Below are 20,673 nucleotides of genomic sequence, written 5' to 3'. Positions count from 1 at the left end.
ACTTCAGGTTACGCTGATGGTTGCACAGGTATATGAGGGAAGGGCCGTAAAGTGAACGGAATCATAGTGTTGCATGACGGAGGTCAGTATTGTCCCGTGCTCAGGACTGGGTCTCGCCCAGCTGAGTGAGCACCTGAAGCGGGTCGATACCGACCGGGCACCAGCTGATGCAGCGCCCGCAACCGGTACAGCCGCTTCGCCCATACTGCTCCACCCAGCTGCCGAACTTGTGTGTCAGCCATTGGCGATAGCGCCCTTTGGTGTCGGGGCGGAAGCGGTGGCCATGGATGTAGCTGTGCCCTTCGCTGAAACAGGAATCCCACTGACGCTGATGACTGGATTCGGTACCGTTCAGTTCGGGGGCTTCGCTTTCACTGAAGCAGAAGCAGCTGGGACAGACAGAGGTGCAATTGCCGCAGCTAAGGCAGGCATCAGCCACCTCGTCCCAAGCTGTATGCTGATTCAGCTGAATAAGCTCGGCAGGTTCAAAGTCAGGCAGGTGCCGCTGTTGCTGGCGGGCCTGCTCGAGTTGCGACTGCGCTTCCTGATGCTGTTCCAGCGTTGGCTCTGAAACTTGCAACTGCTCCATCAAGGCAGTGCCTTGCTGGCTGCCGGCACGAACCAGAAAACCCTCTTCCAGTTCGCTTAGGGCCAGGTCAAAACCATCTTTGGCATCAGGGCCATCCCGGGTGCTGGCGCAAAAGCAGGTATCGGCAGGGTGTGAGCAGTCGATGGCAATTAACAGCAGTGATTGACGGCGCTGCTGGTAATAGGGGTCTCCGGCGAAGTGCTGATCCTGCAGTGCCAGGGCCGCCAGGTCGCAGCCACGTACACCCAATACGGCAGTGGGCTCGGGAGGATCGATGCTTTCGTGAAATTTGAGAGTGCCGTCCGGTTGTGCCTCAGAGCGCCAGAGGGTTTCGCGCGGCACAAAGGTAAGAGGCTTAAGGGCCTGAGGGCCGTTAGCCCAACTGAAATGGCGCAACCCCTGAGTCTGCTGCAGGCGGTACTCCCCCGGTGCCTGTGTCTGTTCCAGTCCCTTGGGTAGCTGTGATGTGCTGTTCAGTGGACGCATGAGTATGGCGCCATCGATCACCTGAGGGCCCTTAAGGGTGTAGCCCTGGCTGACGATCAGGTCGAGCAGGCATTGCAGATCACGGCGGGGCAGGTAAACACTGGCTGGCATGGCGGCTATCCATTAATCGTCCTGTTTCTACGTTAGGCAGGCGGGCGATGGAATACAAGCTCAGCTGGCGAGACAGACGCGGTTACGCCCCCGGGCCTTGGCTTCATACATGGCTCTGTCAGCCGCACGTATGAGGTCGCTGGGCGTTTGTGCCTGGCTCGGAAAAACGGCAATGCCAATAGAGATGGTGAGTGCCGGGATTGGCTGGCCGTTTTCCGTGAATAACTGCAGGCTGCGCACGCTTTCACAGAGGCGCTGTGCCTTGGCTGCTGCGTTGCGCTGGTCGGTTTCGGCCAGAGCCAGCAGAATCTCCTCGCCGCCCAGGCGGCAGGCGATATCGTTGTGGCGAATCATGCTGCTGAGGTGGTCGCTCAGCCCCTGCAGGGCCTTGTCGCCTGCGTCGTGCCCGAGTGAATCGTTCAGCGCCTTGAAATGATCGATGTCGATCAGCAGCAGGCTGAGCTGGCGCTCATGGCGACGGCAGCGTTCGAACTCGTTTTGCAGCCAGGTATACAGAAACCGGCGATTGTAGAGGCCGGTGAGCGGATCGTGGGTGGCCTCATCCAGCAGGCGCTCACGCAGACGCAGGTTGGTCAATGCCAGCGACAGGTGCTCTCCCAGTGTGTGCAGTACCTGTTTTACTACCCGGTCTTCCTTGGGTGGCTGGCCCAGCAGAATCGCGCCTGCCAGGTGCTGGTCCGAGAGCAGGGGTATGACATGTTGTATCCCCAGTTTGCCATCGGGATCATAGAGGTGAGGGTTATGCCAGTTGTCGGTGATATCGGGTAGCTCAAGATGCTCTGCTTGTTGTCTGCCCATAAGGGCGTAGCGACCCCAATGCAGCAGAATTTCGGTGTGGCCATCGGGTGTGATGCGACAGAGAACGCCTTCCATTTGTGGTAACAGGCGCGGCAGGTATTCCTCCAGTACGGCAATAACGTCGGGTGCGTTGTTGGCGGCGTGCAAGCGGGAATCAAGTTGCGCCATCAGGCTGAGCATCTGGTAACCCTGCTGAAGTTCGGCCTGTATCTTTTCACGTTCATGGACTTCGGCATTCAGGCGGCGGTTGGTGCGCATGATCTGCTGATGGGACTGGGTCAGTCGTGCCGACCAGTCCCGGAACAGGTAAACCCCGAATAGTGCCATGGCGGTCATCAAAATACCCAACACCACAACCTGAGCCTTAAGTGAATCCTTGGCCATCAGCGCTACAGGCTGCCAGACATGGGCATCACGGCTGAACGCGGCGATGCTCAGTGCTTCCTGAGTCAAGTAGGCGCTGAGCCAGGTATACACCAGTGCGGTACAGATCAGCGTCAGTGCAACCAGCAGGGTCTGCTGTAAGGTGCGGCGCCCCGGATGCTTTCGTTGCCAAAGCCGGGTTTTTCCTTGCCAGTGCCTGACAGCCGGGTCAAACAGCAACAGCAGTGGCAATACAAATACTACGTTCTGTAACCAGAAGCCGAGCCACCAGCCTTCCCATATCGGGAATAGCCCGGTGATGGGTGATTGGGTGGCATGGCTCCAGATGAACGCACCGACGGAGCTGATAACGGCGCCGGCAAAGCTCACCAGAATAAACAGCAGGCTGTTAACAGGGCGATTGATTGCAATGGCGCCGGGGATGGCTCGGTAGATCATGGCGATAAGTGCCAGGCCCAAAGGGTCGGAGAACGCAAACAGGAAGGCCCAGCCCGGCGCCATGCCGTAATGGGTGGCCAGAATAAATGTGGTTATCCAGGTCGGAATACAGGCCCACCAGAAGCCAAACCAGAACAGCCAGAACATGGCGATAATCAGCGGTGGGTAAAAGGTAATGTGGAAGTTGTGCTCACCGAGGCTAACCGGGAGTGCGCTCCAGTCTAACTCCACTGCAACCACACCCAGTGCAATGGACAGCGCTGTGCTCGCGGCCCAGAGCAGTAGAATCAGCCATCGTCCGGTTCTGTTTCGTCCAGACAGCAGGAAGCGCAGGCTGAGTTTGCCTGCGACACTGGTGGGGGCAGATGAGGTCTTGTCGTTCGGCATCACAAAGATCACGTCACCTGTTTCCCTTATTTATAGCGAACCTGAACCGCCAGTTCATCTTTTTAATGTAAAAATGTTGGTTTTTAGTGACGCCAGATAGTCTTTACGTGTTTTTCCCACTCACGGGTATAAAAGCGGCCCGTCGAACAAAAAAAGCACTTGTGGAGAGTGCCTTGTGCTCGAAGGGAGTGTTCCAAAGCAGAATCATTTGGCCAAATCTGTTTCATTCATGAAAAACCACTATTTCCATCAAGAAAATCAAGAGCCTCCCACTGTCCACCACTTTGCCATGTAAAAGAGGTGTCTGTTTTATGATCAATATACAAGTCTTTGATATGTAGAGTGTTATTACGGGTTTTGGCGTGTGTACTCCAGCCCTTGTGAAGCCTCCAGAACTGTACATGTCACCTTGCATCCGCTGTGCTTACTACCTATAGTGTCGCCTAGTGGGAAATTGTGGATGAATGTGGGGAATTTTGGGTGCTGCGGTGGAAATAATGTTCCGCGGAGTGAATCCGATCAATCTTGATGCCAAGGGTCGTATGGCGCTTCCGGCTCGCTATCGCGAGACGGTGAAAAGCCATTGCGAGGGCCGAATGGTGGTCACGATTGACCCTGAAGACTCATGTTTATTGCTCTATCCACAGCCCGAATGGGATGAGATTCAGGCAAAGATCATCGCGCTGTCAGGGTTTAACAAGTCAGTGCGACGTATTCAGCGTTTGCTGATCGGTCATGCAACGGATCTGGAGCTGGACGCCAACGGGCGTATGCTGCTGCCGGCGCCGCTGCGCGATTATGCCGAACTGGATAAAAAAATCATCCTGCTTGGGCAGGGTAACAAGTTTGAAATCTGGAGCGAGACGCTCTGGAACAGCACTCGGGACGAGTATCTGCAGGCGGAAAACGACGAAGAAATTCCGGCTGAATTGCAGGCTCTGTCGCTTTAACTGACGGACTGGGGACACGATGAGTCAGACATTCAGCCACATAACAGTGCTGTTGGACGAGGCTGTGCGCGAGTTGGTGCACGACCCGGATGGATTTTATATCGACGGCACCTTTGGTCGCGGTGGGCACAGTGCGCTGGTGCTGGAACAGCTCTCCGAGCAGGGGCAGCTGATGGCAATCGACAAGGACCCTGAAGCGATTGCCCATGCTCATAAGCGCTTTGCGGATGACGAGCGCTTCAGTATTGAGCATGGCTCCTTTGCCGAGCTTCAATCCTTTGTAGAAAAGCGCGGCCTGATGGGCAAAGTCAGCGGCGTACTGCTGGATCTGGGTGTCAGCTCTCCCCAGCTGGATGATCCTGATCGCGGCTTCAGCTTTATCAATGACGGTCCTCTCGATATGCGCATGGATACCAGCAGCGGTGAAAGTGCTGCGGACTGGATCAATCGTGCCTCCGAGACCGAGATTGCCGATGTCATGTACCAATACGGTGAGGAGCGTTTCTCCCGCCGCATGGCGCGTGCAATTGTCGAGCAGCGCGCTGAAGAGCCGATCACGACCACAGCACGCCTGGCCAAAATCATCTCTGAAGCCAACCCGCGCTGGGAGAAGGGGAAGCATCCCGCCACACGGGCCTTTCAGGGGATTCGCATTCATATCAACCGCGAGCTGGCTGATGTCGAAGCTTGTCTGGATCAGGCACTGGAAGTGCTGGAGCCGGGCGGTCGTCTGGTAGTTATCAGTTTCCACTCGCTGGAAGACCGTCTGGTAAAACGCTTCATTCGTCGTCATGTCAAAGGTGATGAGCACCTACCGCCGGGTGTGCCGTTTACGGATGACATGCTCAAGCGTCGTTTGAAATCGGTCGGGAAGGCCATGCGTGCAGGCAAGGATGAGTTGAACCGAAACCCCAGAGCGCGCAGTGCTGTGATGCGCGCGGCTATCAAGCTGGCATGAAAAAACTGGATGCGCTCAAGGCGCGTCTGGCTCCCGGGGTGATGTTTCGCCCACTTGTGGAGCGTTGGGCGGCGCTGAGTGAAAAGTGGTCACCCAAACCGGCGGCTAAAGCTGAATCCAAGCCCGCCCCCATGTTGTCGGGAGGCGAGCTGCTGCTGCCGGTGTCGGTCGTATCAGGGCTGACGTTGCTGGTGATGATCAGTGCCATGATGGTGATCTTCTCAGCCTATGAATACCGTCGACTGTTTAACCAGCATCAGGTGCTGGTCAGTCAATGGGATGAATTACAGGTGGAATGGGGGCAGTACCTGCTGGAGCAGAGTGTCTGGTCGTCCCATAACCGTGTAGAAACCCTGGCCGCCGACCAGCTGGAAATGGTTGTGCCAGATACCGAAACCATCGAGATCGTACGCCATGAGCAACGCTGAAGATCCGACAGTACAGACGCATGCCGCACGCAGCTGGCGCATCTGGCTGGTTGTGGTCTTGTTGGTGCTGATTGTCGCGGGCATTACATCAAAGCTGTTGTCGCTCTACGGCGATGATCAGGCGTTTCTGCGCAGTCAGGGTGATGCGCGTACCGTCAGGACTATGCTGATCCCGGCCCACCGTGGCCTGATTACGGATCGCAACGGTGAACCTTTGGCAGTGAGTGCGCCGGTGGCCACCATCTGGGCCGATCCTTTGCGCACAGATTTGCAACATACCGGCTTGAGCCGGTTATCTCATCTGCTGGAAATTCCCAGCCAGTCTCTGATGGCGGACTTGAGGGATAATCGCGAGCGCCGTTTCATGTACCTCAAGCGCCAGGTCACTCCCGAGTTGGCCGAGGCGGTGGATGAGCTCGATATCCCCGGTATTCACGTGGATCGCGAGTACAAGCGTTATTATCCGGCCGGTGAAGTCACCACTCATCTGGTTGGTTTTACCAATGTGGACGGTGAAGGGCAGGAAGGGCTGGAACTGGCTTATAACCAGAGCCTTCGTGGCGAACCTGGGCGCAAGCTGGTACTCAAGGATCGCGTCGGTCGTACCATCAAGCACATCCGTTCTATCCAGGCGGCAGATCCGGGTGAAGATCTGCAGCTGAGTATCGACCTGCGCGTGCAATATATGGCCTACCGTGAGCTCAAGGCAGCGGTCGAAGTACATCAGGCTGACTCCGGCTCGGTGGTGGTCCTGGATACACGTACCGGAGAGGTCCTCGCACTGGTCAATCAGCTGTCCTACAACCCCAATGACCGCTCCAACTTGAACACCTCTGCATTGCGCAACCGCGCCATGACTGACCTTTTTGAGCCCGGCTCCACGATCAAGCCCTTCACCGTTGCGGCAGCCATGATGAGTGGGCAGTACACCCGTGATTCGATTGTGGATACCTCGCCTGGTTATATCCGGGTATCCGGTGCCACCATCAAGGATTTTCGCAACTACGGTGAGCTGGATTTGACCACCATTATTACCAAGTCCAGTAACGTGGGTGTGACCAAGCTGGCCCTGTCCATGGAGCCCGATGCTGTCCGTAACCTGCTGCAAAACGTGGGGCTGGGGCGCGATACCGGAACCGGATTCCCGGGTGAACGTACCGGTGTCCTGCCGTTTTTGAATGAGCGTCAGCGCGTGGAAAGAGCCACCATGTCCTATGGCTACGGCCTCTCCACAACTTTGCTGCAGCTGGCGCAGGCTTATGTGCCGCTGGCCTCGGATGGCATCATGCATCAGGCCACGTTACTGAAGCAGGAGCAGCCGCCTACCGGCAAACGTGTGATTCCGCCCGGCATTGCGCCTCAGGTACTGGAAATGATGGAAACCGTGATCGGGCCGCGTGGTACCGGTCGTCGTGCCGCCGTTGATGGTTATCGCGTGGCTGGCAAGACCGGTACTGTGCACAAGGCCAGCGGTGGTGGTTATGCGGAAGACCGGTATGTGGCGGTGTTTTCCGGCATCGCACCGGTCAGTAACCCGCGCCTGGCGGTTGCGATCATGATCGATAACCCCAAAGGGCAGGAGTACGGCGGTGGCGTGGTTGCCGCGCCTATTTTCTCCCGTATCGCCGCCGGGGCGCTGCGCTTGTTAAATGTTCCGCCGGATAAGTGGCCCGAGCCGGCAAAAGATCAGGTGGCAATGCAATGAGCACTCTCACCCACTCACTTATGAAATTGCTGCCGCAGGTGTTTGAAGCATCTGCGGCACAGGCACATCTGGCGAATGTGAACGTCAGCGGATTGGCCCTGGACAGTCGTCGCGTGCAAGCTGGCGATCTGTTTTTCGCCCGCAACGGCGCTCAGCTGAGGGGGGCGGACTTCCTGTCAGGTGCCCAAACCAAAGGTGCTTGTGCAGCGCTGGTCCCCAGAGGGGAGTTGAGCGATGACGAACGCCAGGGGCTAACATTGCCGATCATTGAAGTGGATGATCTTGACCGCTGCATTGGAGAGGTCTCCAGCCGTTTTTATGGCGAGCCGAGTCAGCGTTGCAAGGTCATCGGCATTACCGGCACTAATGGCAAAACGTCCTGTGCCAGCTTTATGGTGCAGGCGCTGAATCAATTGGGTCATAAGGCAGCTCTGATAGGCACCCTCGGAAACGGTTTCTGGGGACAGCTGGATACGGCCAGTCACACAACCCCCGATCCCATTTCACTGCAGGCGCTCATGGCTGAGTTGGTCGAGGCCGGCGCTGAATACATCGTTATGGAAGTCTCCAGTCATGCACTTGACCAGCAGAGAGTCGCCGGCGTGCGTTTCGAGGCCGGGGCCTTTACCAATCTGACCCGTGATCACCTTGACTACCACGGTGATATGGAAGCCTATGGCGATGCCAAGGCTCGCCTGTTTGCCGATTATCAGCCGTCTATCCAGCTGCTTAATCTTGATGATGTGTTCGGCCGCACGCTTTGGGAGCGGCTGGAACCGGCGCCAGGTCGTGTGCTGGGTTTCGCGCTGTCCGACCCGAATGCTGATCTGACGCTTGCTGATTTGACCTTCACGCCTGCAGGCCAGGGGTTCCGCTATCTGGGAGTGCAGGGTGAAGTTCAGGTCGATGCGCCTATGATGGGCAGCTTCAATGCCAGCAACCTGTTGCTTTGTACCGGTTTGCTGGAGGCGCTTGGGTTTGATCTGCCGGCCATTGGCAAGGTGCTGTCTAACCTGGAGCCCGTCCCGGGGCGCATGCAGCCGATACCTGCCGATACCAGCAAACCTTCCGTGGTAGTGGATTTTGCTCATACGCCGGATGCTCTGGCCCAGGCGCTGCAGGCATTGAGGCTTCACAGCGGCAGTCAGGGTGAGTTGATCTGTGTGTTTGGTTGCGGTGGCGACCGGGATCGTGGCAAGCGCGCTGAAATGGCCGCAGTGGCCGAGCGTCATGCTGACCGGGTGGTTGTGACCAGCGATAACCCGCGTTCGGAAGACCCGCGTGCCATTGTGGAGGACGTGTTGGCCGGCTTTGCAAAGCCGGAAAATGTCATTGTCTGTGTTGAACGGGATCAGGCGATACGGCAGGCCATCGAAATGGCCGCTGCAGGCGATCTGGTGCTGTTGGCCGGCAAGGGGCATGAGCAATATCAGGAAGTCGCCGGAGTGCGGCATCCTTTCAGTGATTTTGATTACGCCTGGCATGTATTGAATGAAGGAGCTGATGTATGATGCGCGCCCTCGAATTGAGTGAGCTTGAACGTCCACTGGACGCGCAACGGCTGGGCGCTGATTGCCAGATCACCCGCGTGGTGACGGATAGTCGTCAGCTGGCAGAGGGTGATCTGTTTGTTGCTCTGAAAGGCCCGAATTTTGACGGGCACGATTTTGTCGGTGCTGCCGAGTTGAAGGGGGCTGCCGCGGTTCTGGTCGACCACCAGGTCGAGACCAGGCTGCCGCAGTTGGTTGTCACCGACACCTTAACAGCGCTGGGACAGCTGGGCGGCTATAACCGCTCGCTGTTCCGTGCGCCCGTGTTTGCCGTCACTGGCAGTGGCGGCAAAACCACGGTCAAGGAGATGCTGGCCGGGCTGCTGGCTACGCGTGGCGAGGTGCTGGCGACACAGGGCAACCTCAATAATGAGGTCGGCGCCCCGTTAACCCTGCTGCAAATGGCTCCGGAGCATCGGGCGGCCGTGATTGAGCTGGGTGCCAATGCGCGCGGTGAAATTGCCCGCACGGTGTCTTACACCCGCCCGGATGTGGCCATTCTGAATAATGCCATGGGGGCCCACCTTGAGGGGTTCGGTGGTATTGAAGGGGTTGTTAAGGCCAAAGCCGAGATTTTTGGCGGTTTGAAAGAAGGCGGTGTGGGTGTCGTGAACCTGGATTCGCCCCATGCATCGGTTTGGATGGATACGCTGACACGGCTGAAACGTCGGATATTCAGCTTTGGTGTGGAAAATGGCGCCGCCGACCTCAGTGCGCACGAGCTGGAGATGAATGCGGATGGCAGCTGGCGCTTTGTGCTGGATGATGGCACTACCCGCTTGCCCGTCTCGCTACAGATTCTGGGCCGGCACAACGTGTCGAACGCAGCGGCAGCCGCTGCGGCCTGGGTCGCGGCGGGCCAGCCATTGACGGATATTGCCGGCGTGCTGGATCAGTTTACGCCGGTGCCGGGGCGTTTAAGCCCACATGCGCTGGAGCAGGGTGCACTGGTCATTGATGACAGTTATAACGCCAATGCCGATGCGATCATGGCCGCGACCGACCTGCTGGCTCAACTGCCGGGGCAGCGCATTCTGGTGTTGGGGGATATGGCCGAGCTGGGGGACGAGTCCCTGCAGCTGCACGCTGATGTGGGGCGCTATGCGGCTGAACGCGGTCTGGAACACCTGTTGGCAACAGGGCCACAAATGCAGGAAGCAGTTAAGGCATTTAATGCCGTGAAAACGGGGGCGGAGCATTTTGCTGCGCAGACACAATTGATCGAACGCCTGCGTCCGATGCTGACACCGGAGACCCGCATTCTGGTGAAAGGCTCGCGAAGTGCGGCGATGGACAGAGTGGTAAACGCTCTGTTGAAAGGGGAAGACTGACACCATGCTTTTGTTGCTGGCCGATTATCTGGCTCAATTTAACAGTGGCTTCGGGGTATTTCGCTACATAACCCTGCGGGGGATTATGGGCATCCTGACGGCGCTTGGCCTGTCACTGTTTTTGGGTCCATGGCTCATTACGCGCCTGAAAGAAAAGCAGATCGGCCAGGCCGTTCGGGATGATGGTCCTCAGTCTCACCTGAGCAAGGCCGGTACGCCAACCATGGGTGGCGCCTTGATTTTGCTGTCGATTGCCATCAGCACCCTGTTGTGGAGTGACCTGAGTAGCCGCTATGTCTGGGTTACGCTGATTGTTACCCTGATTTTTGGTGCCGTAGGCTGGGTCGATGACTGGCGCAAGGTTGTCGAGAAAAACCCGCGTGGCCTGCCTGCACGCTGGAAGTATTTCTGGCAATCCATCGGCGGCATTGGTGCGGCTGTGGTGCTTTACATGACCGCCCAGTCCCCGATTGAAACCCAGTTGATTCTGCCGTTCTTCAAGGACGTGGCGATCGATATGGGCATTTTCTTCATTGTCTTTACCTATTTCGTGATCGTAGGCAGCTCCAACGCTGTCAACCTGACCGATGGCCTCGATGGCCTGGCCATTATGCCAACGGTGATGGTATCGGCTGCGCTGGCCGTGTTTGCCTATCTGAGCGGCCACGTTGAATTTGCCAACTACCTGCATATTCCTTATGTCGCCGGTTCCGGCGAATTGATTATCTTTTGTGGCGCCATTGTCGGTGCCGGCCTTGGTTTCCTCTGGTTCAACACCTACCCGGCTCAGGTGTTCATGGGCGACGTGGGCGCGCTCTCATTGGGTGCAGCCCTGGGGGTGATTGCCGTAATTGTGCGCCAGGAGCTGGTGCTGGTGATTATGGGTGGCGTTTTCGTGATGGAAACCGTGTCGGTCATTCTGCAGGTGGCGTCTTTTAAACTGACCGGTCGCCGTATTTTCCGCATGGCACCGATTCATCACCACTTTGAGCTCAAGGGCTGGCCGGAGCCGCGCGTGATTGTGCGTTTCTGGATTATCACCGTTGTACTGGTGCTGATTGGCCTGGCCTCATTGAAGATTCGATAGGAGACAGCTGTGAGCCTGATAGCCACTGACAAGCGGCGCATTATCATCGGTCTGGGACAGACCGGGCTCTCCTGTGCCCGTTATCTCAAACGGCGCGGGCAGGCTTTTGCTGTCTGCGATACACGTGAAGCGCCTGCGTCTGCGGATGCCTTCAGAGCTGAATTCCCGGGTGTGGAGCTGCGTCTGGGCGATCTGGACCTGGCGTGGTTGAGCCAGGCCGATGAGCTGATTATCAGCCCCGGTGTGGACAAGCGTCACTCGGTAATCCAGCAGGCTGTCGCTGGTGGGGTCCCGCTGCTAGGAGACGTTGACCTGTTCTGCCGTGAAGCAACAGCGCCTATCGTGGCCATCACCGGCTCCAATGCCAAAAGCACTGTGACAACGCTGGTTGGTCAGATGGCTGAGCAGGCGGGGCTCGCAGTCGGCGTCGGCGGCAACATCGGCACGCCCATGCTGGATCTGCTGGAGCAGGCCTGTGATCTGTATGTGCTGGAATTGTCCAGCTTCCAGCTGGAAACGGCCAATGAACTGAAAGCAGCAGTGGCCACGGTGCTGAATATCAGCCCGGATCATCTGGATCGCTATAACGGCATGCAGGATTACGTGCTGACCAAGCAGCGTATCTACCGAGGCGCCGCAAAAGTACTGGCGAATCGTGACGATCAGCTGACTCAGCCGTTGATGGCACAGGGTGTTGAGCTCAAACGTTTCGGTTTGGGAGCGCCCGATCTCAAGGATTATGGTCTCTGCGAGCATGAAGGCGAAACCTGGCTGTGCCAGGGGCTGACGCCGCTGTTGCCGGTTTCGGCCATGAAAATACGGGGGCAGCATAACTACGCCAATGCGTTGGCAGCGCTGGCACTTGCCGATGCGGTCGATATTCCGCGTGAACCAGCCTTGAGTGCGCTACGTGAATTTGCCGGGCTGGAACATCGCTGTCAGTGGGTCGCGGAACACCAGGGCGTTGGTTACTTCAATGACTCCAAAGGCACCAACGTCGGGGCGACACTGGCGGCTCTGGAAGGGCTGGGTGCCACTTTGGGCGAAGGAAATCGCCTGATTCTGCTGGCCGGCGGCGTTGGCAAGGACCAGGCCTTTGGTGACCTGTCCGCCCCTCTGCAGCGCTATGGACGTGCCCTGGTGCTGTTCGGTCGCGATGCTCAGCAGATAGCTACCGAAGTCAGCGGTATTGAAACCCACTTTGCCGACAGCCTGGAAACCGCCGTGAAAGCTGCGGCTCAGCTGGCGCAGCCCGGGGATCTGGTATTGCTGTCGCCGGCCTGTGCCAGCTTTGACATGTTCTCCGGTTATCCGGAGCGCGGTCGCGCCTTCGTCACGGCGGTGGAGGCCCTGTCATGAAGCTGGCCCTGCGACTGCCCATACCCACTTTGCCCCCGGCGCTGCAGGCACCGCAGGGCACGGCGCCGGTTGATCCTCTGCTGTTGGTCAGTGCGTTCGCGTTGATGCTGACCGGTCTGGTGATGATCACTTCGGCGTCCATGGATGTGGCGGCGCGGGATTTTGGCTCGCCGGTGCACTTTATCGTGCGCCATGGCAGCTTTTTTGTATTGGCCATGATCGCGGGCACCCTGTCGGTGATGATTCCGATTAGGGCCTGGGAAAAGTACAGCGTTCCCTTGCTGATTTTCGGTGTGGTGCTGCTGGCGCTGGTTCTGGTGCCGGGGATCGGACGTGAAGTGAATGGTTCCCGTCGCTGGATCGGGCTGGGGCCGGTAAACCTGCAGGCTTCGGAGATTGCCAAGGCCTGCATGGTGATCTTTATCAGCGGTTATCTGGTGCGTCGTCTGGATGAGGTGCGCAACAGCTGGTGGGGTGTGATCAAGCCGATTCTGCCCATGGGCGCCTATGGCGTGCTGCTGCTGTTCGAACCTGACTACGGTGCGCTGGTCGTCATGGTCGGCACCGTCGCCGGCATGGTGTTCCTGGGCGGCATGCGCTTTGCCCAGCTGGTTGTTGTAGTGCTGGGTGGTGGTGGCCTCATCGGCCTGCTGGCATTTGCCCAGCCCTATCGAATGGAACGTTTGAAAAGCTTCACCGACCCCTGGGCCGACCCCTATGGTGCCGGCTACCAGTTGTCGCAGGCGCAGATTGCTTTTGGCCGCGGTGACTGGCTGGGAACCGGGCTGGGTAACAGTGTCCAAAAGCTGTTTTACCTGCCCGAGGCCCATACCGACTTCGTCTACTCGGTACTGGCTGAAGAGTTGGGTTTGATTGGTGCGCTGCTGGTAGTGGCGCTTTATGTGCTTCTGGTGGCACGTATTTTCATTATTGGCCGCAAGGCGGAAAAGGCACGTCAGTTCTTTATGGGTTATCTGACCTACGGCTTCGGTTTCATCATCGCCGGCCAGGCGCTGATCAATATCGGCGTTAATGTGGGGGCACTGCCGACCAAAGGCCTGACCTTGCCGCTGTTGAGCTACGGTGGCTCCAGCCTGTTGGTCTGTGCCTGCATGATCGCCATTGTTCTGCGTGTGGACTATGAACTCAAGTGCCTGCAGCTCAAACAACCGCCACGGGAAATCCCCTGGCTTAGACGCCTGCTCAGACTGGAGGAGAAAGCCGCATGACGGACCGCAAGCGCAAAGTACTGATCATGGCAGGTGGTACCGGCGGGCATGTTTTTCCTGCGCTGGCAACGGCTGAGAAGTTGCAGCAGCAGGGTGTGGATGTTGAATGGCTGGGCAGCCTCAAGGGTATCGAGAATGAAGTCGTGCCTAAAAACGGCATACCTTTGTACCGAATTTCCGTTACCGGCCTGCGTGGCAAGGGGCGGTTAAGCCTGTTGCTGGCACCCTTCCGTATCGCTCGTGCCGTGGGGCAGGCGTTGGGTGTTATTCACCGGGCCAAGCCCGATGCCGTGCTGGGCATGGGCGGGTTTGCTTCCGGCCCGGGCGGGCTAGCCGCCTGGCTGTGCCGTGTACCGGTAGTGGTGCACGAACAGAATGCCATACCCGGCATGACGAACCGCACCCTGGCCAAACTGGCGAAACGCGTATTGCAGGCGTTTCCTCAGGCCTTCAAGGGAAGCAAGGTGGAAACCACAGGTAACCCGGTACGTGGCCCGATTCTGGACTTGCCGGCACCGGCTGAGCGTTTGCAGACGCGTGAAGGCCCGATACGCCTGCTGGTGGTCGGTGGCAGTCTGGGCGCTCTGGCGATTAACAAGATTCTGCCTGAAGCCCTCGCGCGTTTGCCTGCAGAAGCGCGACCTCAGGTGTGGCACCAGACAGGGAAAAATCATCTGGACGTGACTCAGCAGGCCTATACCGGTGCCGGTGTCGAGGCCAGTGTGGTGCCCTTTATTGACCGCATGGATCGCGCTTATGAATGGGCCGATCTTGTCCTGTGCCGTGCCGGCGCATTGACGGTCAGTGAGATTGAGATCGCGGGCCTGGCGGCTATTTTCGTGCCTTTTCCCCACGCGGTAGACGACCACCAGACGGCGAATGCGCGTCATCTGGAGCAGCAGGGTGCTGCCCGTCTGGTACAGCAGAAAGAATTGGATGCGCCCTCACTGGCCAAGTTGCTGGCTGAGTTGAGCGATCGACAGGAATTATTGAGCATGGCCGAGCGTGCCCGCGAGCAGGCACGGCCGGATGCTGGTGACAGGGTGGCGCAGGTCTGCCTGGAGGTAATGAAGTGAAAGCGGTCAACCGCAGCGTAAATGTATATGAAGTGCCCGAGATGCGCCGTATTCGTCGTATCCACTTTGTCGGTATTGGCGGCGTCGGCATGTGCGGTATTGCCGAGGTGTTGCTGAACCAGGGCTATGACATCACCGGCTCGGATATTCGTCCTTCGGCCACTACCGATCGACTGGAAGCGCTGGGTGCAGGCATTTTTATCGGCCATGCCGAAGGCAACATCGCTGAAGCTGATGTGGTGGTGACTTCCACTGCGGTTAAAGAGGATAACCCGGAAGTGGCGTCGGCTCGTGAACGTCGTATTCCGGTTGTACGTCGCGCTGAAATGCTGGCCGAACTGATGCGTTACCGTCATGGCATCGCCGTGGCCGGTACCCATGGCAAAACGACGACTACCAGCCTGATGGCTTCCATCATGGCTGAAGCGGAACTGGATCCAACCTTCGTGATTGGTGGCCGCCTGAATAGCGCGGGCACCAATGCTCAGCTGGGTGGCAGTCGTTACCTGGTGGCCGAAGCGGACGAAAGTGACGCTTCCTTCCTGCATCTGCAGCCGATGGTGGCCATTGTGACCAACATCGATGCCGATCACATGGATACCTACGGTGGCGATTTCGGCAAGCTGAAACAGACCTTTGTCAGCTTCCTGCACAACCTGCCGTTCTACGGCCTGGCCGTGCTCTGCACCGATGACCCGGTAGTGCGCGAAATTCTGCCTGAAGTAAGCCGCCCGGTAATGACCTATGGCTTCCATGAGGGTGCGGATTACCAGGCGGTAGAGCTGGAACAGGCCGGCATGCAGACACGTTTTAAAGTGCTGCGCCCGGGGAATCTCAAGCCGCTGCAGGTATGTCTCAACATGCCGGGCCGACATAACGTTTTGAATGCGCTGGCATGCATTGCCGTTGCCTCCGATGAGGGCATTGATGATGGTGCCATCGAGCGTGCTCTGGAGAAGTTCGAGGGTGTAGGGCGCCGCTTCCAGGTACTGGGCGAGCTGCCCGTCGACGGTGGCAGCGTGACACTTGTTGATGACTACGGCCACCACCCCACGGAAGTGCAGGCAGTCATCAAGGCGATCCGCGAGGGCTGGCCCGAACGACGTCTGGTGATGATTCATCAGCCGCATCGATATACCCGTACCCGCGATCTCTATGAGGACTTTGTTCAGGTCTTGTCTGATGTGGACCTGCTGCTGTTGATGGAGGTCTATCCGGCGGGTGAAGAACCCATTCCCGGAGCTGATGCGCGCAGTATGTGCCGCAGCATCCGTCAGCGTGGAGTGGAGCCGGTGTTTGTTGAAGGGCCTGAAAAAGTGGCTGAAATACTGCGCAATGTGCTGCAGCCGGGTGATCTGCTGCTGACCCAGGGGGCCGGTAATATCACCAGCCTGGCGCACACGCTGAAAAATACATCCCTGCTGCGAGCAGCCAAGGAGAACAGTGATGAGCCTAGCTGAGCGCCAGATTGATCCGGCCCGTTTTGGACGTGTCGCCGTGATCCTCGGCGGTACCTCTGCTGAGCGCGAGATCTCCTTGCGCAGCGGTGCCCAGGTACTGCAAGGGTTGCTTAATGCCGGTGTTGATGCCTTTGCCATCGACCTGGGAGGGGATGGGCAGGAGCCTATCGCACAGCTGCTGGAAGCCCGCTTTGACCGTGCCTTTCTCATTCTGCATGGTCGTGGTGGCGAAGACGGCACTATCCAGGGTGTGCTGGAAATGATGGGCAAACCCTACACCGGCAGTGGTGTGGCGGCTTCGGCTCTGGGCATGGACAAACTGCGCAGCAAGCAGCTGTGGCAGGGTGCAGGTTTGCCGACACCGGCTTTCGCCATTCTGGATGATGCAGTTGAACTCACTGAAGTCGAGCAGCGTCTTGGCTACCCGATGATGGTGAAGCCGGTGCACGAGGGCTCCAGTATCGGTATGAGCAAGGTGCGTAATCTGGATGAACTCAAGGCGGCCTATGCCTCGGCCCGTGAATACGATCGCTGCGTACTGGCTGAGCAATGGGTCAACGGCCCCGAGTTCACCATTGCGCTGTTGGCGGGGCAGGCACTGCCGGTGATTCGTCTGGAAACGCCACATGATTTCTATGACTTCGATGCCAAGTATCAGGCGGGCGATACGCATTACCACTTTGATACAGGGCTGGATGCCGACAAGGCGGCCGCGTTGCAGGCACTGGCATTGACGGCTTTTGAAACGGCGGGCTGCCGTGGCTGGGGCCGTGTTGATGCGATGATGGATGCGGACGGTCAGTTCCAGCTGCTGGAAGTGAATACAGCGCCGGGCATGACCGATCACAGCCTGGTGCCTATGGCGGCACGCGAAGCGGGCCTCTCGTTTGAGGCACTGGTGCTGCAGATTTTGGATACGGTAGAGGGCTGAACATGAGTCAGAGCCAGGCAGCCGAAACGCAAGGGTTGGATCGATACTGGAGCACGGTAGTGGTGTTGACGCTGCTGGTTGTGTTTCTGGGTATCGGCAGCTCTGTGGCAGGCGAGTTCTGGCGTTGGCTGAACCGCCCGGTGGAAGAGGTCAGGGTGGCAGGGCCGACACGACACTTGGACAAGGTGGCCGTGGCCGAGCGCCTGGCGGCCGGTCTGGACAAGCCCCTGTTGCAGCTCGATTTGACGGTTCTGCAACAGCGCCTGGTGGAAGATCCCTGGATTCACAGTGCACAGTTGAAGCGGGAATGGCCGCCCGCGCTGGAGGTGGTACTGGAAGAGGAAGTACCCGTTGCGCGTTGGGGCGACAAGGGGCTGTTGAACCACCAGGGCGATATTTTCTGGCCCAGCCTCAAGCCCGAGTATGCCAGCCTGCCGCGTCTGAGTGGCCCGGCCCATGAGACCGTGCGGATCATGCAGCAATACCATGACCTGAACCGCATGTTCTCCGCCGCAGGCCTGCGCCTGACCGGGTTGATGCTGGAAACCCGCGGTGCCTGGACACTTGAGCTGGACAATGGCATTCGAGTGGTCGCCGGTCGTGAAGAGCTGGTACCGCGCCTGAAGCGCTTTTTACAGATTTACCGTGAACGCCTGGTGGCGGATGCTGCCCGGATTCAACAAGTGGATATTCGATATACCAATGGCGTAGCCGTTAGCTGGCGCGCAGAAACAGGACAAGAAAATGCAGGTTAATGACGATATGGCAGGCAACATGATTGTTGCGCTCGATATCGGTACCTCCAAGGTCGTGTGCCTCGTCGGTGAGCTGACACCGCAGGGCACTATCGAGATCGTAGGCGTGGGATCACACCCGTCAAGGGGCCTCAAGCGAGGCGTAGTGGTCAACATTGAATCGACGGTGAGCTCGATTCAGCGCGCGGTGGAGGAAGCCGAGCTGATGGCCGGGTGCAAGGTGCACGGTGTCACTGTGGGCATCGCGGGTAGCCATATCAGCAGCCTTAACTCCCACGGGATTGTGGCGGTACGTGACCGTGAGGTCTCCGAGTATGACCTGGAACGGGTGATTGATGCCGCACGTGCTGTGGCGATCCCGGCGGATCAGAAGATCCTTCATATTCTGCCGCAGGAATACCTGATCGATAACCAGGAAGGCATCAAGGAGCCGCTCGGCATGTCCGGCGTGCGCCTGGAGGCCAAGGTTCATCTGGTCACCGGTGCTACCAATGCGATCCAGAACATCGAGAAATGTATTCGCCGCTGCGGCCTGGAAGTGGATGCGGTGGTGCTGGAACAGCTGGCGTCAAGCTACTCGGTACTGACCGACGATGAAAAAGACCTTGGGGTCTGCATTGTCGATATCGGTGGCGGCACCACGGATATTGCCGTGTTCACTGCAGGGTCCATCCGCCATACCGCGGTTATCCCTATTGCCGGTGATCAGGTGACCAATGATATCGCCATGGCACTGCGTACACCGAGTCAGCATGCCGAGCAGATCAAGATCAAATATGCCTGTGCACTGGCCCAGCTGGCGCAGGCGAATGAAATGATCAAAGTGCCCAGTGTGGGCGACCGTCCCGCGCGCGACCTTTCCCGCCAGGCACTGGCGGAAGTGGTGGAGCCGCGTTACGAAGAGCTGTTTACCCTGGTGCAGTCTGAACTGCGCCGAAGCGGATTTGAGGACCTGGTGGCTGCCGGTATCGTCCTGACCGGCGGCACATCCAAGATGGAAGGTGCAGTGGAGCTGGCGGAAGAAATTTTCCATATGCCGGTGCGCCTCGCCAAGCCTCAGGGTATTCGCGGCCTGGAAGCCCAGCTGAGCAACCCGATCTATGCCACCAGCATAGGCCTGTTGCATTACGCACGTCAGGATCACGAAGTTCCCATGGCACCCATTGCCACCGAGGGGACAGGAGGCAACAAGAGCAATGAACTGGTGGTGCTGGATGAGCCCCGTCGCGAGCGCGTTAGCCCGGCTGAATACCTGAAACGATTTAAAGAATGGTTGCAAGGCAACTTTTGACACACTTTTAATGACCGCAAGTCGCCGGTACGCCGGAAGGTAATGGCAGGCGTCCGGAGAGGAGGAAACTATGTTTGAACTGGTAGAAAGCGTAACTCAAAGCGCATTGATCAAAGTGATTGGTGTAGGTGGCGGCGGCGGTAACGCCGTGCAATACATGGTTGATCGTGAAGTGGAAGGTGTGGAATTTATCTGCGCCAACACGGACGCTCAAGCCCTGAGCCGGAATGCTGCACGTACGGCGTTGCACATCGGTGGTGATCTCACCAAGGGGCTGGGGGCAGGTGCCAACCCGTCCATCGGTCGTCAGGCAGCGATTGAAGACCGTGAACGCATTGCTGAAAGCCTGGCCGGTGCCGACATGGTGTTCATCACCGCAGGCATGGGTGGTGGTACCGGTACTGGTGCCGCACCGATCGTGGCAGAAGTGGCACGTGAGCTGGGTATTCTGACCGTGGCTGTGGTGACCCGTCCGTTCCCGTTCGAGGGGCGCAAGCGAATGAAAATCGCCGAGGAAGGCATCGCTGATCTGCGTGATGCGGTGGACTCACTGATTATCATCCCGAATGAAAAGCTGATGCAGGTGCTGGGCAAGAACTGCACGCTGGTCAACGCTTTCAGTGCAGCCAATGATGTGCTCAAGGGCGCTGTACAGGGTATTGCTGACTTGATTACCCGTCCGGGCATGATCAACGTCGACTTTGCCGACGTGCGTACCGTGATGTCCGAAATGGGCATGGCGATGATGGGTAGCGCGCTGGCCAAGGGTGACAACCGTGCCGAAGAAGCAGCTGAAGCGGCCATCAAGAGCCCGCTGCTGGAAGATATCGATCTGCGCGGTGCCAGCGGTATTCTGGTGAATATCGCAGCCGGTGAAGACCTGAGCCTGGGTGAATTCTCCGAAGTGGGTAACATCGTCGAGCAGTATGCCGATGAAGATGCCACCATCGTTGTGGGCACCGTTATTGATCCGTCGCTGGGTGAAGAGCTGAAAGTCACCGTTGTCGCGACCGGTCTGGACCGTGCGCGTAACCAGATGTCTGTCGTGCAGGGCAAGGGAACCTCTGCTGAGGCTCAGAAGGCCAATGGCCGACTGGATCTGGATGATATTGAACTGCCGACAATCCTGCGTCGTCAGCGTGAAGAAGCACTGGTCGACAAGCCGCAGCAGGATAACAGTGGTGAACAGGGCAAGAAGGGCGACGATTACGGCAGCCTGGATATCCCGACGTTCCTGCGCCGTCAGGCTGATTAACCCTCGGAGGCAGGTGCTCCCTGCCTCAGATTGAAGCGGTTATCAAAACATTGTTACAATATCAAATTATTTTGCACGATTCAGGTTGGCACAG

General features: G+C 58.0%; 17 protein-coding genes. 15 read left to right on the top strand and 2 right to left on the bottom strand.

Annotated features, from left to right (window positions below; all coding sequences use genetic code 11):
* Positions 1 to 100: 100 nt before the first annotated feature.
* Together BW956_RS00875 and BW956_RS00870 are read right to left on the bottom strand one after the other, a co-directional pair.
* Positions 101 to 1,186 carry a 4Fe-4S dicluster domain-containing protein gene (locus tag BW956_RS00875; RefSeq protein ID WP_076460098.1) on the bottom strand — a complete coding sequence of 362 codons (1,086 nt, stop codon included), beginning with the start codon at positions 1,184 to 1,186 and terminating at the stop codon, positions 101 to 103.
* Positions 1,187 to 1,246: 60 nt separating this feature from the next.
* Complete coding sequence (locus BW956_RS00870) at positions 1,247 to 3,226, bottom strand: GGDEF domain-containing protein (RefSeq protein WP_076460096.1); 1,980 nt, start codon at positions 3,224 to 3,226, stop codon at positions 1,247 to 1,249.
* A gap of 452 nt (positions 3,227 to 3,678) precedes the next feature.
* On the opposite strand from BW956_RS00870, the gene mraZ reads away from it, so the two are divergent.
* The 15 genes from mraZ (at position 3,679) to ftsZ (ending at position 20,579) form a co-directional block, all read left to right on the top strand.
* Positions 3,679 to 4,164, top strand: a complete 486-nt coding sequence (gene mraZ, locus BW956_RS00865) for a division/cell wall cluster transcriptional repressor MraZ (protein ID WP_010321720.1) — start codon at positions 3,679 to 3,681, stop codon at positions 4,162 to 4,164.
* Positions 4,165 to 4,183: 19 nt separating this feature from the next.
* Positions 4,184 to 5,122: a 16S rRNA (cytosine(1402)-N(4))-methyltransferase RsmH gene (rsmH, locus tag BW956_RS00860; RefSeq protein WP_076460094.1), complete on the top strand. Its 939-nt coding sequence runs from the start codon at positions 4,184 to 4,186 to the stop codon at positions 5,120 to 5,122.
* A complete protein-coding gene (gene ftsL, locus BW956_RS00855; RefSeq protein WP_244894307.1) occupies positions 5,119 to 5,550 on the top strand; it encodes a cell division protein FtsL in 432 nt (143 codons plus the stop codon). The genes rsmH and ftsL overlap by 4 nt, the downstream gene beginning before the upstream one ends.
* The gene (locus BW956_RS00850) at positions 5,537 to 7,255 is read left to right on the top strand and encodes a peptidoglycan D,D-transpeptidase FtsI family protein (protein WP_010321717.1); all 1,719 of its coding nucleotides are present in this window, start codon (positions 5,537 to 5,539) and stop codon (positions 7,253 to 7,255) included. The genes ftsL and BW956_RS00850 overlap by 14 nt, the downstream gene beginning before the upstream one ends.
* Positions 7,252 to 8,766 (top strand): UDP-N-acetylmuramoyl-L-alanyl-D-glutamate--2,6-diaminopimelate ligase, encoded by a 1,515-nt coding sequence (locus BW956_RS00845; protein WP_076460093.1) that lies wholly within the window; start codon positions 7,252 to 7,254, stop codon positions 8,764 to 8,766. Before BW956_RS00850 ends, BW956_RS00845 begins: the two co-directional genes overlap by 4 nt.
* Positions 8,763 to 10,136: a UDP-N-acetylmuramoyl-tripeptide--D-alanyl-D-alanine ligase gene (locus BW956_RS00840; RefSeq protein WP_076460091.1), complete on the top strand. Its 1,374-nt coding sequence runs from the start codon at positions 8,763 to 8,765 to the stop codon at positions 10,134 to 10,136. Before BW956_RS00845 ends, BW956_RS00840 begins: the two co-directional genes overlap by 4 nt.
* A gap of 4 nt (positions 10,137 to 10,140) precedes the next feature.
* Entirely contained in the window at positions 10,141 to 11,223 is a 1,083-nt protein-coding gene (mraY, locus tag BW956_RS00835) for a phospho-N-acetylmuramoyl-pentapeptide-transferase (protein WP_010321714.1), read from the top strand.
* Positions 11,224 to 11,232: 9 nt separating this feature from the next.
* A complete protein-coding gene (gene murD, locus BW956_RS00830; RefSeq protein ID WP_076460089.1) occupies positions 11,233 to 12,582 on the top strand; it encodes a UDP-N-acetylmuramoyl-L-alanine--D-glutamate ligase in 1,350 nt (449 codons plus the stop codon).
* Complete coding sequence (gene ftsW / locus BW956_RS00825; RefSeq protein WP_076460088.1) at positions 12,579 to 13,811, top strand: putative lipid II flippase FtsW; 1,233 nt, start codon at positions 12,579 to 12,581, stop codon at positions 13,809 to 13,811. Before murD ends, ftsW begins: the two co-directional genes overlap by 4 nt.
* Positions 13,808 to 14,887 (top strand): undecaprenyldiphospho-muramoylpentapeptide beta-N-acetylglucosaminyltransferase, encoded by a 1,080-nt coding sequence (gene murG, locus BW956_RS00820; RefSeq protein ID WP_076460086.1) that lies wholly within the window; start codon positions 13,808 to 13,810, stop codon positions 14,885 to 14,887. Before ftsW ends, murG begins: the two co-directional genes overlap by 4 nt.
* A 41-nt stretch (positions 14,888 to 14,928) precedes the next feature.
* Entirely contained in the window at positions 14,929 to 16,347 is a 1,419-nt protein-coding gene (murC, locus tag BW956_RS00815; RefSeq protein ID WP_217695089.1) for a UDP-N-acetylmuramate--L-alanine ligase, read from the top strand.
* A complete protein-coding gene (locus BW956_RS00810) occupies positions 16,334 to 17,278 on the top strand; it encodes a D-alanine--D-alanine ligase (protein ID WP_076460083.1) in 945 nt (314 codons plus the stop codon). The genes murC and BW956_RS00810 overlap by 14 nt, the downstream gene beginning before the upstream one ends.
* A gap of 2 nt (positions 17,279 to 17,280) precedes the next feature.
* Complete coding sequence (locus tag BW956_RS00805; protein ID WP_076460081.1) at positions 17,281 to 18,033, top strand: cell division protein FtsQ/DivIB; 753 nt, start codon at positions 17,281 to 17,283, stop codon at positions 18,031 to 18,033.
* The gene (ftsA, locus tag BW956_RS00800; RefSeq protein ID WP_083702882.1) at positions 18,023 to 19,324 is read left to right on the top strand and encodes a cell division protein FtsA; all 1,302 of its coding nucleotides are present in this window, start codon (positions 18,023 to 18,025) and stop codon (positions 19,322 to 19,324) included. The genes BW956_RS00805 and ftsA overlap by 11 nt, the downstream gene beginning before the upstream one ends.
* A 70-nt stretch (positions 19,325 to 19,394) precedes the next feature.
* Complete coding sequence (ftsZ, locus tag BW956_RS00795; RefSeq protein ID WP_010321706.1) at positions 19,395 to 20,579, top strand: cell division protein FtsZ; 1,185 nt, start codon at positions 19,395 to 19,397, stop codon at positions 20,577 to 20,579.
* The last annotated feature ends 94 nt before the right edge of the window (positions 20,580 to 20,673 follow it).

Origin of the sequence: Marinobacterium stanieri, from assembly GCF_900155945.1 — a bacterium.
Lineage (GTDB): Bacteria > Pseudomonadota > Gammaproteobacteria > Pseudomonadales > Balneatricaceae > Marinobacterium > Marinobacterium stanieri.
This window is presented reverse-complemented; position numbering and strand designations above follow the sequence as displayed.

Coding starts and splice junctions, on each gene's coding strand:
- BW956_RS00875 (WP_076460098.1), bottom strand. CDS start 1,186: ATGCCAGCCAGTGTTTACCTGCCCCGCCGTGATCTGCAATGCCTGCTC.
- mraZ (WP_010321720.1), top strand. CDS start 3,679: ATGTGGGGAATTTTGGGTGCTGCGGTGGAAATAATGTTCCGCGGAGTG.
- rsmH (WP_076460094.1), top strand. CDS start 4,184: ATGAGTCAGACATTCAGCCACATAACAGTGCTGTTGGACGAGGCTGTG.
- ftsL (WP_244894307.1), top strand. CDS start 5,119: ATGAAAAAACTGGATGCGCTCAAGGCGCGTCTGGCTCCCGGGGTGATG.
- BW956_RS00850 (WP_010321717.1), top strand. CDS start 5,537: ATGAGCAACGCTGAAGATCCGACAGTACAGACGCATGCCGCACGCAGC.
- BW956_RS00845 (WP_076460093.1), top strand. CDS start 7,252: ATGAGCACTCTCACCCACTCACTTATGAAATTGCTGCCGCAGGTGTTT.
- BW956_RS00840 (WP_076460091.1), top strand. CDS start 8,763: ATGATGCGCGCCCTCGAATTGAGTGAGCTTGAACGTCCACTGGACGCG.
- mraY (WP_010321714.1), top strand. CDS start 10,141: ATGCTTTTGTTGCTGGCCGATTATCTGGCTCAATTTAACAGTGGCTTC.
- ftsW (WP_076460088.1), top strand. CDS start 12,579: ATGAAGCTGGCCCTGCGACTGCCCATACCCACTTTGCCCCCGGCGCTG.
- murG (WP_076460086.1), top strand. CDS start 13,808: ATGACGGACCGCAAGCGCAAAGTACTGATCATGGCAGGTGGTACCGGC.
- murC (WP_217695089.1), top strand. CDS start 14,929: ATGCGCCGTATTCGTCGTATCCACTTTGTCGGTATTGGCGGCGTCGGC.
- BW956_RS00810 (WP_076460083.1), top strand. CDS start 16,334: ATGAGCCTAGCTGAGCGCCAGATTGATCCGGCCCGTTTTGGACGTGTC.
- BW956_RS00805 (WP_076460081.1), top strand. CDS start 17,281: ATGAGTCAGAGCCAGGCAGCCGAAACGCAAGGGTTGGATCGATACTGG.
- ftsA (WP_083702882.1), top strand. CDS start 18,023: ATGCAGGTTAATGACGATATGGCAGGCAACATGATTGTTGCGCTCGAT.
- ftsZ (WP_010321706.1), top strand. CDS start 19,395: ATGTTTGAACTGGTAGAAAGCGTAACTCAAAGCGCATTGATCAAAGTG.